This window comes from Caldicellulosiruptor obsidiansis OB47, from assembly GCF_000145215.1.
GTDB lineage: Bacteria > Bacillota > Thermoanaerobacteria > Caldicellulosiruptorales > Caldicellulosiruptoraceae > Caldicellulosiruptor > Caldicellulosiruptor obsidiansis.
Map to the genome: position 1 here is coordinate 373,939 of NC_014392.1, position 15,023 is coordinate 388,961.

The 15,023-nt window shown below is 33.4% G+C and carries 12 protein-coding genes and 3 pseudogenes; 12 read left to right on the top strand and 3 right to left on the bottom strand.

Features of this window, described 5'->3' with window-relative positions; all coding sequences use genetic code 11:
• The first annotated feature begins 179 nt into the window (after window positions 1–179).
• The 7 genes and pseudogenes from COB47_RS01485 to COB47_RS01510 form a co-directional block, all read left to right on the top strand.
• Window positions 180–2,384 carry a peptidase domain-containing ABC transporter gene (locus COB47_RS01485; protein WP_013289657.1) on the top strand — a complete coding sequence of 735 codons (2,205 nt, stop codon included), beginning with the start codon at window positions 180–182 and terminating at the stop codon, window positions 2,382–2,384.
• Entirely contained in the window at window positions 2,381–3,775 is a 1,395-nt protein-coding gene (locus COB47_RS01490; RefSeq protein WP_013289658.1) for an HlyD family secretion protein, read from the top strand. Before COB47_RS01485 ends, COB47_RS01490 begins: the two co-directional genes overlap by 4 nt.
• A gap of 85 nt (window positions 3,776–3,860) precedes the next feature.
• On the top strand, window positions 3,861–4,076 hold the full coding sequence (locus COB47_RS01495; RefSeq protein ID WP_013289659.1) for a hypothetical protein: 216 nt from the start codon (window positions 3,861–3,863) through the stop codon (window positions 4,074–4,076).
• A gap of 81 nt (window positions 4,077–4,157) precedes the next feature.
• Complete coding sequence (locus COB47_RS01500; RefSeq protein WP_013289660.1) at window positions 4,158–5,333, top strand: ABC transporter permease subunit; 1,176 nt, start codon at window positions 4,158–4,160, stop codon at window positions 5,331–5,333.
• Between the two features lie 45 nt (window positions 5,334–5,378).
• On the top strand, window positions 5,379–5,534 hold the full coding sequence (locus COB47_RS12190) for a hypothetical protein (RefSeq protein ID WP_013289661.1): 156 nt from the start codon (window positions 5,379–5,381) through the stop codon (window positions 5,532–5,534).
• A complete protein-coding gene (locus COB47_RS01505) occupies window positions 5,512–6,405 on the top strand; it encodes an ABC transporter ATP-binding protein (RefSeq protein ID WP_013289662.1) in 894 nt (297 codons plus the stop codon). The genes COB47_RS12190 and COB47_RS01505 overlap by 23 nt, the downstream gene beginning before the upstream one ends.
• A 168-nt stretch (window positions 6,406–6,573) precedes the next feature.
• A pseudogene (locus COB47_RS01510) lies at window positions 6,574–7,156 on the top strand (transposase); the annotation flags it as partial.
• A 1-nt stretch (window position 7,157) separates the two neighbouring features.
• On the opposite strand, the pseudogene COB47_RS11865 reads toward COB47_RS01510, so the two are convergent.
• Window positions 7,158–8,400 (bottom strand): annotated as a pseudogene (locus COB47_RS11865) (transposase).
• A 218-nt stretch (window positions 8,401–8,618) separates the two neighbouring features.
• On the opposite strand from COB47_RS11865, the gene COB47_RS01515 reads away from it, so the two are divergent.
• Entirely contained in the window at window positions 8,619–9,230 is a 612-nt protein-coding gene (locus tag COB47_RS01515) for a hypothetical protein (protein ID WP_041742345.1), read from the top strand.
• Here the strand turns inward: COB47_RS01515 and COB47_RS01520 are convergent.
• Window positions 9,157–10,311 (bottom strand): helix-turn-helix domain-containing protein, encoded by a 1,155-nt coding sequence (locus COB47_RS01520; protein WP_013289663.1) that lies wholly within the window; start codon window positions 10,309–10,311, stop codon window positions 9,157–9,159. The genes COB47_RS01515 and COB47_RS01520 overlap by 74 nt on opposite strands.
• A 225-nt stretch (window positions 10,312–10,536) precedes the next feature.
• Between COB47_RS01520 and COB47_RS01525 the strand changes: the two genes are divergently transcribed.
• The 3 genes from COB47_RS01525 (at window position 10,537) to COB47_RS01535 (ending at window position 12,645) form a co-directional block, all read left to right on the top strand.
• The gene (locus COB47_RS01525) at window positions 10,537–11,781 is read left to right on the top strand and encodes a hypothetical protein (RefSeq protein WP_013289664.1); all 1,245 of its coding nucleotides are present in this window, start codon (window positions 10,537–10,539) and stop codon (window positions 11,779–11,781) included.
• A gap of 4 nt (window positions 11,782–11,785) precedes the next feature.
• Window positions 11,786–12,031: a hypothetical protein gene (locus COB47_RS01530; RefSeq protein ID WP_041742346.1), complete on the top strand. Its 246-nt coding sequence runs from the start codon at window positions 11,786–11,788 to the stop codon at window positions 12,029–12,031.
• Between the two features lie 71 nt (window positions 12,032–12,102).
• Window positions 12,103–12,645 (top strand): hypothetical protein, encoded by a 543-nt coding sequence (locus tag COB47_RS01535; RefSeq protein ID WP_013289666.1) that lies wholly within the window; start codon window positions 12,103–12,105, stop codon window positions 12,643–12,645.
• Here COB47_RS01535 and COB47_RS11870 read toward each other — a convergent pair.
• Window positions 12,618–13,860, bottom strand: a pseudogene (locus COB47_RS11870) (transposase). The gene COB47_RS01535 and the pseudogene COB47_RS11870 overlap by 28 nt on opposite strands.
• An 857-nt stretch (window positions 13,861–14,717) precedes the next feature.
• Here COB47_RS11870 and COB47_RS12740 point away from each other — a divergent pair.
• Window positions 14,718–14,963, top strand: a complete 246-nt coding sequence (locus COB47_RS12740; RefSeq protein WP_041742348.1) for a helix-turn-helix domain-containing protein — start codon at window positions 14,718–14,720, stop codon at window positions 14,961–14,963.
• Window positions 14,964–15,023 lie beyond the last annotated feature (60 nt).

Genomic DNA, 15,023 nt, shown 5'->3' on the forward strand with positions numbered 1-15,023 from the left:
TTGGCGAAATATCGTCTAAAAAAAAAAAAAAAAACGAGATTGACAGTATGAAAATATATAAGATAAAATTTGCATAGAAATTCCAAGAAGAAGTTTACAGAAAAAATAGTTCAAGTACTAAATAGCCTAAATAAGAGAATAGAGAAGCAAACATACCAAAAATCAAGTGGGATGAAAAGATGAAAAGGAGATACTATTGTGTAAAGCAGCATGATATAACAGATTGTGCGGCAGCGAGCATAGCCACAATTTGTTTGCAATATGGAAAAGAAGTGTCAATAGCCAAAATAAGAGAGATAGCAGGGACAGACAGATTTGGCACAACAGCATATGGAGTTGTAAAGGCTGCAAAGGAGCTTGGATTTGAAGCAAAAGCAGTCAGAGCAGAAACAAAAGAGGCAATATTTGAAAAAATACCACTTCCGTGTATAGCGCATGTGCTGGTAGATGGCAAGCTATTTCATTATGTTGTGATACATGAGATAAGAAAAGAAAGTATAGTGATAGCAGACCCAGCAAAAGGGATTGTGAAGCTAAAGCCTGAAGAATTTTTTAAAATATGGACAGGCATTTTGATACTGCTTGTGCCAAATGAGAGGTTTAAAAAAGGTAAGCAGGAGGGAGTTTTAAAGAAGTTTTTCAAGTTATTGGCTCCACAGAAGAGTTTGCTATTGAATATTTTTGCAGTGTCTATTGTATATACCTTGCTAGGGATAGCGGCAGCATTTTATTACAAGTTTTTGATGGATGATGTAATACCAAATCTTTTGAAGAATACACTTCATGTTATAGCAGCAGGTACAATACTGATTACGGTATTTAAGGTGATATTAGGAGCCTTCAGGGTAAGACTTTTAATACATTTGAGTCAGAGATTGGATATTAAACTGATGCTGGGGTATTATGAACATGTGATTAAGCTTCCGATGAGTTTTTTTGGTAGCAGGAAGATAGGAGAGATAATTTCGAGGTTTATGGACGCGTCAAAGATAAGGGATGCGGTATCAGGTGCAACGCTGACGCTAATGATAGACAGCATAATGGCATTGGCAGGCGCAAGTATTTTATACTTGCAAAATTCAACGCTGTTTTTTATAGCGTTTGTGATGGTTTTGCTGTATGCGGCAGTAGTGTTTGGATTTAACAGGGTATTGAGGGAAGCGAACAGGCAGGAGATGGAAGACAATGCAATTTTGACGTCATATTTGGTAGAGTCACTGAATGGGATAGAGGTAGTAAAGGCATTTAATATAGAAGAGGATGTGAGTTTTAAGACAGAGAGCAAGTTTGTAAAGCTATTAAAAGATGTGTTTAAGGTAGCGAATTTAAACAATTTGCAAAGTAATATAAGTGCCGCAATAGCAGGGATAGGTGTTATAGTGCTACTGTGGGCAGGAGCAAACAATGTAATAAATGGGCAGATGAGCATAGGAGAGCTGTTTACGTTCAATGCACTGCTTGCATACTTTGTAGACCCGATAAAGAACTTGATAGGATTGCAGCCGATGTTGCAGACGGCGATAGTTGCAGCCGAAAGGCTTAGTGAGATTTTGGAACTTGAGAGTGAGTTTAAAGAGGACGAAGATAAGAAGTTAGCTCCAAGTTTGAAAGGTGATATAGAGATAGAAGGTTTGAACTTTAGATATGGTGCAAGACAGCTTGTGCTGAGGGATATAAATCTTAAGATAAGAAGTGGAGAGAAGATAGCGATAGTAGGAGAGAGTGGTTCAGGGAAGACCACATTGGCAAAGCTGCTTTTAGGATTTTATGATTATGAGAGTGGAGAGATAAGGATAAATGGTTATAACATAAAAGATATAAACAAAAGGCATTTGAGGGAGAAGATAGCATATATATCTCAAGACATCTTTTTGTTCAGTGGTACGATATTCGAGAATTTGGTATTGGATAACAGGAATATAAAAATGGAAGATGTGATTGAAATAAGCAGATTAACCACACTGGATGAGTTTGTATCAAAACTTCCTTTGAGATATAATACCATGATAGAAGAGAATGGAGCGAATTTGTCAGGCGGGCAGAAGCAGCTAATAGCAATAACCAGGGCACTTTTAAAAAGGCCTGAGATAGTGATAATGGATGAAGCAACCAGTAACCTTGATTCTGTAACCGAGCAGGCGATAGGGAAGGTTATAGAGAAGGTATGTGAGGGGATAACAACCATAATAATAGCGCACAGGCTATCGACAATATTAAAGTGTGACAGGGTTGTGGTAATGCATGAAGGCAGGATAGTAGAGGTGGGAACGCATGAGGAGCTGATGAGAAAGAAAGGATATTATTATAACCTGTGGAGAGAACAGCTGATAGGGCTTGAGCAAAAAGGGCTATGGGATTTGGTTGGGAGTGCAGCTGGAAAATGAGAGAGGTAATATATGATTTTGGTGAACTGAAAGAAAGTAAACTCTTGTATGAATCAGAGATTTCAAAGTATGGACTTTATATTACATACATTTTGCTTGCCTTAGTGATAGGGCTTGTTTTGTGGAGTATTGTAGGAAAAATTGATATAAATGTAAAGGTTCAAGGGATAATAAGACCCTGGGAAGATGAAGCAAAGGTGATAAGTTATGTTGGAGGGAAGGTAAAAGAGGTTTTTGTAAAAGAAGGTGAATATGTAAAGAAAGGTGATGTTTTATTTAAGATAGATGATGAAGAGTATATAAAGAAGAGGGATTTGTTAAGGCAGCAACTTAGCGAATATGAGAAAAAGATTGACGATTTAAAAGAATTGAGAAATAGCATAGAAAAAGGAGAAAGTCTCAAGAATAAAAATACGTACTATTTAAGGTACTTGAGTTATAGTTATGAGATAAAAAAATTGAAAAAAGCGGCAGAAGAAGCAAGAGTGCAAAGAGAATACAGTATAATGGATTTTAAAAAGCAGATAGAGAGTTTAGATGAGAAAATTAAAAATATTGATAAATTTGAAAGCATGTTAAAAGAAATAAAGGAAGTTGTAAACAAAGGCGAGCAAGTTAAGCTAACGAAATACGACATAGGGTATTTAGGATTTATATTGAGTGAAATAGAGGATTACAATCAGCAGGTGAAGACAAAATCGGATGGTAGTGATATGAAGAAGATTTTAATATTGAAAATAGATTCAAAACTTGATGAACTGAGGCAGTCAAAAAGTGAGTTGATTTTGCAAAGACAGAAAATAGAAGGGCAGCTGAGACTACTGGTCATTTCAGGTGATGATATAAAAGGAGATATTGAGAAGTATAAGCTGGAGGTGCTGCAGCAGATTGATAGTGAGATTAGTAGTTTAACTCACGAAATAAAGAACTTGAAAATCAACTTGGAAGAAACTAAGAGGTTGATAGAGAGTTGTAGTATAAGAGCGGAAAAAAATGGTTATGTTGAATACAGTGCTGAATTGTTCAGTGGAGCGGCAATAAGTAGCGGAGCTGAGATTGGCAGGATAGTTGACGGTCAATCAAAAAGATTTAAGGTTATTGGATACATACCAAACACAAAAAGCAGTGGTATAGAAAGAGGGCAAAGGGTAAAGGTGAAATTGGCGGGAACAGATGGGTTGAAAGTAGTAGAAGGGAAGGTTACCAGGGTATCGCGGGATATAAAGGTAGCAAATGAAAATGGGCAAGGATTTTATGAGGTTGAAGTAGAAGTGAGGAATGTAGGAAATGGTATTAATTTGAGTGCAGGGCAAGTATGTGAAATGAGCATAGTCGTTAAGCAAGAGCGATTGATTAAATGGGTATTAGAGAAGTTGGAATTGAGGTTATGAGGTGAGGCAACAACCTCTGTTTGCGGCCGCGGGAGGTTGGGATATAGTAAAAATAAAATCATACAAAGAGGAGGTTCGAGGTGTGATGATGGAGACTGCATTGAAAGGATATTTAGTTTTAAATGAAGATGATGAATTGACCGAAGTAAATGGTGGCGCTTTACCAGCAATAGTTATTTGGGGTTTAGGATTTTTAGCTGGATGTGTAGTTGAGGGAGTAGTTGAAGGGCTTACTGGGAAAAGTATATCTGATTGGATTGCAGAAGGTGTTAGACGGGTAAAAGAACAGTTTGCACACTAAGCATTTGAAAACTTCTAAGGTTATCTATGGAAGGAGGCGTCTCCTTTTTTCTTTTTTTATTTTGGAGAGGAGGTAAAGGTTGTGGACTTTAAAAAATTTTTCAGGTTGCAATTGTTTAGATATATAAAGAGTAAGTTCCTCTTTCTTATTTTTGTGATATTGTTCTTTTTACAATTTGGTGGCTGGTTCATTACGTATCTTGATACTGATTACAATAGACAGCTTGTTTTTAAAGAAAATAAACTTGTTGAATTGAGAAGCAAATTTGAAAATGCAAAGAAAAGGAATTTAAAAGAAGTTGACATTACATATTATGAAAAAGAAATAAAGAATCTGGAGTCAGAAATTAAAGAATTAGAACTTATCAAAAAATACTTAGGGAAGAAAGAATTTATTCAAACAAAGATTCAAGAACTGAAAAACAATATAAATTTATACAAAAATAACAATGATCTTAAACAAACTAATCAGTTAGCTGTTGAGCTGTTGTATTATGAAAGGTTATTAAAAGAAAAGATTTACAAACCCAAAAATTTTATTGCTATTGAAAATGTTTGGATATCAAATACTATGGGTTTTAGGTGGATGGATGTATTTTTTGGTTTTATTATAATAGCATTATGTATTGCGACATTATTTGGTGATGATTTGAAGAAAGGATATATCAAAATGTTGTTTCCGAATTATAGAATTAAAAGAGAAAAGCTATATATTTACAATATTATATGCGAAGTAATCATATTTTTACTGATATTTACTATAAGTGTAATAGTTTTTTCTGCTTTAATTTATGTATTGTTTAAAAGAAAATTTGATATTAAAATGCCGTATTTTACTATTTACGGGTTACAAACATGGGGAAATAGTGTAATTGTAAGCCCAGAAAAAACAACGTTTGATTCATGTTTGATAGGTTTTTTGAAATTGTTTGTGGTATATAGCTTAATAACAGTTATGTTAATAACTTTGTATAAAATGCTGTATACCATATTAGCAAATGACTATTTTGTATTAGGCGTAGTGATTTTTTTAAAAATGGTAAATTCTATATTACCTAAATTAGGCATAGAAAGAAAGTATCTATTAATAAACCCACTAACATATACAGATGGTTGGGGAATTGTTACAAAGTCTCTTTCTTTGGATTATAATGTTTTAATTGGGAATAGCTTAATTTATATAATGATTATCGTATGTTATACGTTAGTTTTTATAATAATTGGGTTGATAATATTTAGAAAAAAGAACTTTTATTAAGTTGTGGAACAAATAAAAGTTTTTGAAGGGAGAAGTATATAGAATATGAAGGTGTACTTTCTGTATTATTTGATAATACTAATTGCATTACTACTTGCCAAACCTGCATACGAATTAGGGAAAATTATTGGTAAAATGATTAGGGAAAAAGTTGATCAAAAAGGAGAGGGTAGAATTAATGAAAATAATAGAAGTAGATAATGTCACTGTTAAAACAAGAGAAAAGATAATTTTAGACAGAATTTCTTTTACAATTGAAGAAGGTGAAGTAGTAGGACTGATAGGTCCAAACGGTGCAGGAAAATCAACAACATTAAAGGTTTTATTTGGTCTTGTTATTCCGTCAAATGGGTGGGTAAAAATAAATGGATTTGATGTTTTAAAAAATCCTGAAAAGGCATTAAAAGATGTAGAAGGTATTATAGAAAATCCAACATTTTTCCCAAATCAAACAGGATTCGATAACTTAGATTTATTTGGTATATCGAATGGCACAACAAGAAACGAAATTCAAAAAACAGCACAGTTTTGGGATTTTAATGAAAAAATATTGAAGAGGAAAGTAAAGAAATATTCTTCTGGTATGTTGCAAAAATTAGCATTAACAAAAGTTTTTAGTTCTAATCCTAAATTGGTGATACTTGACGAGCCGACTAATGCACTTGACCCAACCTCCAAAATTAAATTTGCGCAAAAAGTGAAGGAAATTAATGAAGTTCAGAAAACCACATTTTTAATATCATCACATTTATTAGATGAAGTTGAGGAAATATGCAACAAATTCATTTTTATAAAAGAAGGTAGGATAATATTAGGAATAGGTGAAAATGAGCTTATTGATAATAATGTTTATATTCTAACGTTAGACAGAGCATTTGAAAAAGATAAAATAAGTGCATCTACAATTTTCAAATTTTTAATTGAAAGCAAAGAAAATCAATTAAAATTTAAAATTGATTCTCAGGAAGATTTGAATTTTATTATTAAGGAATTAATTGAAAAAGGATATATAATTAAAGAAGTAAAACAAAGCAAAAAAAATCTAAGAGAAATTTATAGAGAACTTTATTGAGATTTCAATGTGAAAATGATATCAATAAGCTTTTTAATAATGAGCTTAGGTTGTTGAATAAAAGAGATAACCATATTAGCAAGAATACAGTAATGGGTAAAAAAATCCCCCTTGTGATATAATTTTAATTTGTAAAGACCAAACCAACACACAAGGGGGAATAAAGAAATGTCTAAAATTATTAAAGCACAAAATGAAAAATTTTTAAAGCTCCTTTGCATAATAAAAAAGATTGCAGAAACTACAGTCCAAAGAAGGAAAAACAGTAAAAGAGGCAGACCAAGGAAATTTAGTTTGTTTCAAATAATAGCTTGTTTAGTTTACAAGGTCAAAAGAGGAATAGCAAGTTTTAGGGAATTAGAATACAGAATAAATCAAGATACAGAGTTCAAAAAGAGCATAGGATTAGAAAAAAGTCCAGATTATTCATACATAGCAAAATTAGCAGCAAAAATAGAAGAGGATTTATTGCAAGCTATCCGAGACGTGTTAATAGCAGAAATTAATCCAGATGTATCCATAACAATAGTAGATTCAACACCTTTGAGAAGTTCAAAGCAAGACAAAGAAGCAAAGATAGGAATACATGTTACTATAGGTTTTTACAAAGGATATAAATTACATCTTTTGTGTACAGGGAAAGAAGAAGTGCTTCCACTTTTCTGGATTTTAACTACAGCAAATAAACATGACTCTACTCAAGAAGAACTTTTGGTAAGAAGCATGGAATTACAATTCGAAGATGAGACTTGTCAAGAATTTTGTGTTTCCAATTTATAACGTAAGTTGTAAAGTTGGATTATGTTGTTAATGCATTTTCTAATGCTGGGAACTCCATTTTTCCATTTTGTACGGCGTAAGTTCTCTTCCTGTAAGTAAATATTAATTTCTAAGACGCAAGCAGCTGAAAGTATCCACCTAAATTTACTTCTTGCCTTCGCAATCATGCTATTTACACATAAAGCGGCGTTTGTAGAAAAAGCTTTCTTAATTCCTCAGGGTATTTCATATGGACAGAATAAAACTCTGCTTTTTCTGATATTGCAGCAATAAAATCGAGGATATTATGAAAGGTATCCATTACAAAGTTCTTTAAATTTCAGTACAGCTCAATCAAAAAATCGGAGGAAGAAATTCTAAGTTTGTTCTTAACTCTTGTTAAAAGTGGAAAGCTTTATCTTTTGTCATATGTTTTCTGCTATTTTGTTGGAGGTGGACAAAAGCAAGCTAAAGGTAAAAAAGAGGATAAGCAAGTTTGACAGCATCTATAATACCAGGAAAGTCATCACTTATGACAATTAAAACTTCTTTAAGACCTCTTGTAATTAGATCGTCAAAAACTTTCATCCAGGTAAGCCTTATTTTCTTTGCCGAAGAAAGGGCAGAATACCGAAAATGTCTTTTTTACCTTTCTTAGTCGATACCGAGGCAGGCATTGCAAGTAGCAAATTTGCTCTTACAATTACCTTAACTTTACTTTTGAATAACTATCGATGATAAGAGCAAAAGCACTTGCAGGTAAGTTCTCTTTGTTTGGGAAACTCAAGCTCATTTTTAAGGTCTTCTTTGATTTTTGGTATTTCATTTTCGGAATATGGAAGATTCAAAGCTTTCAAAGTCTGGACAAGGGAACGCTCAAGAATAACCATTGGCATACTTGCGACATAAGCAGGTAAGTAGGAAAACTATCAACTCTTTTGTAGCGGGAAGAAGAGGATAGAAGGTCGGAAATTGGAAGTAGCGCGTGCGAGGGACAGAGATTTCAAGACTTAAGGCAGGTGTTGCAAGTTTTACTTCAATAAAAACCATTGCCTTTGTCATTGTCGTTTTTAGCAAGGCTACTTATCTTTCCGACAACATAAAGCAATCGAGCAAGTTTTACTTTTAGTTGCTTTAGAGCTGGGCGGTTAGGATCATCACAGGAAGCAATACATATTTAATACTTGCTTCTTTTGCCATGTTTTTAGCAGTCTCAATAATTTTGTTTTTATTCATTCTTAAGTAGCCCCCTTTGATGATTATTTCAATACTAATTATACAGTGGACACAATTTTATTTTAACTCCCAGATAATGGTTAATGAGGAATGGTTTGAGCTTATCGGATAATGCGAGCTGTATAAAAAGGGAAATTGAATAATATTGTTGCAGGTTAAGCCTTTTAAAATTCAAAATATGCTAATAAAAAAAATAATAAGAGAGGGGAGTATTGATTATGAGTAAGTTAAGAAAAATAATAGCAGGGATTTTATTGGTGGCTACAATTTTAAGCAGTGTTGTTATCGTTTTCGCTTCGAGTAGTAATTTATACAGCATAGAGTACCAAAAAATAGACCCACAGGCTCCGATTAATAAATATTTGTTTATTAACAATGGTAACAGTATACCAATAGATAGACCCGAGGTAATCTTTAATTCGGCAAAGATACCTCAATGGCTTGAGAGAAAAGGATATCAGCAGTTAGAAGATGATTTTAAGAAGATATTTGGACTTGTTAAAGCATATACGACTGTGAAATTTATTGAAAATGATAAAGAAATGCCAATAATAGATTATAGTACTGATCCTGTTTATCGTATTTTTCAATATGATTTGAAGTTTGATCCTAAATTGGACCCTCATACGATAGCATTTTTTCAAAACATGTATAAGGAATTGAAGGGTAAGCCTATATCGGTTTATATTCCAACAAGAGGTTTTAGGATAGAGGATAATATGAAATATTTTTATACAAGAGCTGAGAAGGTTTTTGCTAATAATTATACTTATTTATGGAATTATAAGTTTCATGGAGGTATAGACAATCCTGCAGATGGCACGTGGTGAAGACATATTTACCACCTAATTTATTACAGAACAGAGAATAAAAAGTCCCCACTTTCTTTAATAAGTCTTCAAGAAGTAAAGTAGGAAATTGAAATACATGGGAGGAGACCAGAATTTTTGAATCTCTAAACTTTTCGAAAGGTGTCCTCCCATTCATTCCTTTACCATTGTGAGGTCTATAAAAATTCCACGTATCCTGCCATTTTTGAGCTCTTGTCATAAATTCGTCTTTTGTTATGCATCTTTCAGCATGAATCATCAAAAAATATTCATCATCTGCTCTATGTGAATTTTCAATTATACCCATCAAGTGTTTTGCTTTTGGTGGAATAGGATTTAGCTCTACTCCCAAAAATGACAACATCTCATTCCACTCCTTTAGCTTTTTTTCGCTCCCACCACAAAACTCTGCTCCATTATCTAATCTTATCCTTATTGGGTTTCTTACATTATGTGTCCTAAGCCATAAAACTACTAATGTTATGAACATAAAACCAAAAGTAGATGAAAGCTCATATGAATAAGCTGTAAATCTTGTCCTTGTAGCAACATCTATCATGTTCCACTCATAACACGGTAGATTGTATTTTATCATGTGCTCATATACTTCTTTTGGGAGGCTTTCTTTGTCTAAAAGATGTTTCGTATCAAGCTGAAATTCAGAAAATGGGATGAGAGACTCATAATCGTAAAGACTTCTTTCTCCCTTTTTCGTCTTTCTTGTCTTTCTCGGCACACTATTTCTTTTGAGAATAGATTTTATCGTGTTTTCACTTATTTTAACGCCATATTTTCTGAATAAATAAAGAGAAAGACGTCTGTATCTGAATCCTGTTTTTTTAGCCTCTTGGATAATGAGATTTTCAAGCTCAGAAGAAAGTTTTTTAGGGCAAGTTTTAGGCTTTCTAGACTTATCCTCAACAGGACCATATACTGCTCTTCTTACAGTGTGTCTTGATACACCTAATATTTTAGCAGTTTTTGATATGTTTTTGTTATTTGCCTCAAATACTTTTCGAATTAATTCTCTGGCCTTTTCAGGAGATATTTTTCTGAGTTCATGATATGGTATAATATTCATAGTAGGCTGCCCTCCCATCCTGGTAGTTTTTTGATGTTTCTTTTGAATGGAATATTACACTTTTTTATTATATCAAACAGGAGGGAGGCAGCCACAATTCTTTTTATGGGCTTTTCATTATTGTTTTCGTACATTCTTTCGCTGTGGTAAATATCTTTACACCTATTCGAGGACAATCCTGCAGATAGACTTGACCATGGAGATAAATCGCTGGTATATTATATAATGTGGGGAGCTACTAAGAGAAGAGGACGAGGTCCAGGGGTATATGATATTAATGCTGGTAGACTTGTAGGTAATAATGTTGATAATAGATTTGTATTTAGAATTTTAAGGCCTGAACTTGCAAAAGCAGCGGCTAATTTCTTTTCAGATGTATCCGAGAAAGATTATTATGCGCCATATGTAACAATGTTAACTGTAGCACAGGCTATTGATGGTTACTGGTGTATAAGGAAAGATAAGAAAACTGGTAAAGTTATAGATAAGCGTAGAGTAATAAGATGGGACAGGCAATTAACTTTTGAGGATTTATGGAAGATTGTGTCGCAGGTTAGCCGTACTGGAGTATCTATGATAGTTGGAGATACTTATGAGAATCAAATGGATAATTACAAGGAAGCGATAATACGCAAGGATCCTCAGCTTGAGCAGTGGGCTAAGGAGATGCAAAAGAAGTATAAATTAAAATCTCTTGATGAAGTTTATGACAGGTATTTATATAGTCCTGGAAGAAGAGAGGCTTTGAAGTATTATAAGTATGATTATAGTAAAATAGGAAGACCAATTACACGATTTGAGTTGGCTTTAGCTTTTATGGCAAATGTTGATGATAATTATATGGCAGCTATTTTATCAGTTAAAAATCCTAAGCAATATCCACCTAACAAAACTGATGGTCATTATATAGGAGCTTCAAATCCATATACAATGGCTATATATCTTAATCAAGGTAAGCCAGCTACAAGATATTTTAGAAAAGTAAAGATAGATAATGCAGCTATAGAGAAGAGACTAATAAAAGGAACTGATTCAGACAAGGCGGTTTATGGTAATCCCAAGTATTACAAGTACGCGGCAGATTATTTGGAACTAAGTTATAAAACTGAAGGAGTTAAAAGATATGTTTATATTTTAAACTATATGCCTTTTTCAATACCTATAAACTATTCTGTTATAGAGCAGGGAAAGAAATTAGGCGTGTTCCATTCTAATTATGCAAGGTGGCTTGATAACAAGTTGCAGGCTCTTGACCTATTCAAAAATTGGCCAAACATGCCAAAAGAGCCTGATGCTAACTGGTGGTATTCACCAGCAACATTGAGAGAGGCTATAGTTTTATATGATGCTATTACAGCATATTTATATAACGTTCAAATGACGAATCATGAGGCGGTATATCATGATTGGTCGGATTATGATTTTAAAAATTTTGGGGAGTTTTTGAATTATCTTGGAAAGGGGTATTAATAGTATGAGACGTATCGTTAGTATTTTATTAGCTATAGCGATGATACTAACTGCAATACCCTTAACAGTTTTTGGTGAACAGGGTATACACGTTCAAACAGGTGGTGATGCTTCAGCTACTTTCCAAGTTCCTGGATCAGGCGGTGGTTCAGGTGCTGGTAGAAGCTCTTACTTGCAGCCAAGTGGAACAATAAAAATTTCACTGGTAAAGACGATATTAGACTATTATAAAGGTATTATATTATACTGAACAGTTCCGATTCTGATAGTGAATTTGAGAAGCAGATATACAGGCAAAATCCTATAGCAGGGTTATATGATGTGTTTTTAATTGAAGGAGATTGGAGAAGTCAGAATAAGGTAAGGCAGTTGATTGATAGCTTTAAGTACGATAAGGATGGTGAGAGGATAATACAGAATGATGACATAATAATAAAGAGTTCCAGGAAAGGTCTTTTAAAATTCATGGATAGTGAAGAAGGGAATAAGTACAGGCAGAATTTATTACCTTCTATACTTTCGAGATTAAATAATGGATTTGATATACCTGGAAGTATTCATAACGATTTAAAGTTTGAGGCTAATAAACAATATACTTTTGTAGTGGTGTTTAAACCTATTAGAAGAAGAGTGCAAGTAGTATTAGAGGATAAAGAGAATCATATTTTATGTGATAATTATTTAGATAGTCCTGCTTGCTTTATAAAAGACATTTTTATTTCATCCACTGGTGATATAGTTAATGATGCAGTAGACAAGTATAAAAATATGTATGTAGACAGGGTATATCAGGGAACGAGTGAGAATATGAGCAAACAGATATATTCGGAGACTTGTCAAGAATTTTGTGTTTCCAATTTATAACGTAAATTGTAAAGTTGGGTTATGTTGTTAATGCATTTTCTAATGCTGGGAACTCCATTTTTCCATTTTGTACGGCGTAAGTTCTCTTCCTGTAAGTAAATATTAATTTCTAAGACGCAAGCAGCTGAAAGTATCCACCTAAATTTACTTCTTGCCTTCGCAATCATGCTATTTACACATAAAGCGGCGTTTGTAGAAAAAGCTTTCTTAATTCCTCAGGGTATTTCATATGGACAGAATAAAACTCTGCTTTTTCTGATATTGCAGCAATAAAATCGAGGATATTATGAAAGGTATCCATTACAAAGTTCTTTAAATTTCAGTACAGCTCAATCAAAAAATCGGAGGAAGAAATTCTAAGTTTGTTCTTAACTCTTGTTAAAAGCGGAAAGCTTTATCTTTTGTCATATGTTTTCTGCTATTTTGTTGGAGGTGGACAAAAGCAAGCTAAAGGTAAAAAAGAGGATAAGCAAGTTTGACAGCATCTATAATACCAGGAAAGTCATCACTTATGACAATTAAAACTTCTTTAAGACCTCTTGTAATTAGATCGTCAAAAACTTTCATCCAGGTAAGCCTTATTTTCTTTGCCGAAGAAAGGGCAGAATACCGAAAATGTCTTTTTTACCTTTCTTAGTCGATACCGAGGCAGGCATTGCAAGTAGCAAATTTGCTCTTACAATTACCTTAACTTTACTTTTGAATAACTATCGATGATAAGAGCAAAAGCACTTGCAGGTAAGTTCTCTTTGTTTGGGAAACTCAAGCTCATTTTTAAGGTCTTCTTTGATTTTTGGTATTTCATTTTCGGAATATGGAAGATTCAAAGCTTTCAAAGTCTGGACAAGGGAACGCTCAAGAATAACCATTGGCATACTTGCGACATAAGCAGGTAAGTAGGAAAACTATCAACTCTTTTGTAGCGGGAAGAAGAGGATAGAAGGTCGGAAATTGGAAGTAGCGCGTGCGAGGGACAGAGATTTCAAGACTTAAGGCAGGTGTTGCAAGTTTTACTTCAATAAAAACCATTGCCTTTGTCATTGTCGTTTTTAGCAAGGCTACTTATCTTTCCGACAACATAAAGCAATCGAGCAAGTTTTACTTTTAGTTGCTTTAGAGCTGGGCGGTTAGGATCATCACAGGAAGCAATACATATTTAATACTTGCTTCTTTTGCCATGTTTTTAGCAGTCTCAATAATTTCGTTTTTATTCATTCTTAAGTAGCCCCCTTTGATGATTATTTCAATACTAATTATACAGTGGACACAATTTTATTTTAACTCCCAACTTGAGAAATTTTAGTTTAAAGTAGGAGCGAAAGATTAGCAGAGTACACATCTTGAGGGGGTAAAAGTTTCTTAGCTTTGCGAGAAGAATTAAGACATGTCGAGTAGCAAAGCGCCCCTTTTATTAAGAGTTCAAATCATAGAAAGTGTGTTAAGATTAAGATATAGAAGGAAAGAGGAATTAGATAAATTAAATGAATTTTTATAGGACGATTAAAAAATGAGAGCGGGTGGTCGGAGTACAATCCCCATAAGGGCGAAGACCCTGCATACGAGCATAACCGACATCCACGCCATGGTAGATGGGACGAGGGAATTGAGGGCAAGGTAAGAAAGACCCTGAGAGACATGAGAGGGTAAACACCATGGTTATTGTGGACGGATACCCGCCGCAATATGGTATAATATCTAAATTAATACAAAAAGCAGGTTGAATCTAATCTTCATGTGGTAGAATAAAGCAATAATAGAAATAACAAGCACTAAATAAATTTTTATAACTACGAAATTTGAAGAAAACGAAAGATACTTTGAGAAAATCAAAGGTATATTGAGAGAGGGAATTGTAATTAAAAGCATAGAAGAACAAAAAATAAGTTTAGTAGATCTTTACAAACAACTTTATTTACAGTAATTAAAATACTTTGCATTGAATTAATGTTGGTAATTTAGTGTGTATGACTTCTGGAATTTTAGTTGCCTAAGAAAACAGAAAGAAAAAAGATATAAGGCTCTATATAATAAATATCAGGGTAGGTAAATAAAAAAAGAGTGCTTGTATTGAATTGCATAGTAGAAAAATAAAACTTAGGCAAGAAGATGTACTTATTTTAAAGAAACGTAAATATGTCTGTAAAGTTTGTAAGAAGAAATTTTGTGAGGAAGTTGACTTTTTGCCTAAGTATCAAAGAATGACAAACAGACTCGCAGCATGGATAATAAGTCAATTGTCAAATACTACGAGTATTAAGGTAATTACGAAGATAACAAATGTATCATATATAACCGTTTACCAAATAGGTTATGATTGAAGGTAAGAGATGCCAATACTAACATAAAATATAATCAAGATACAAAAAGAAAAGCAATAT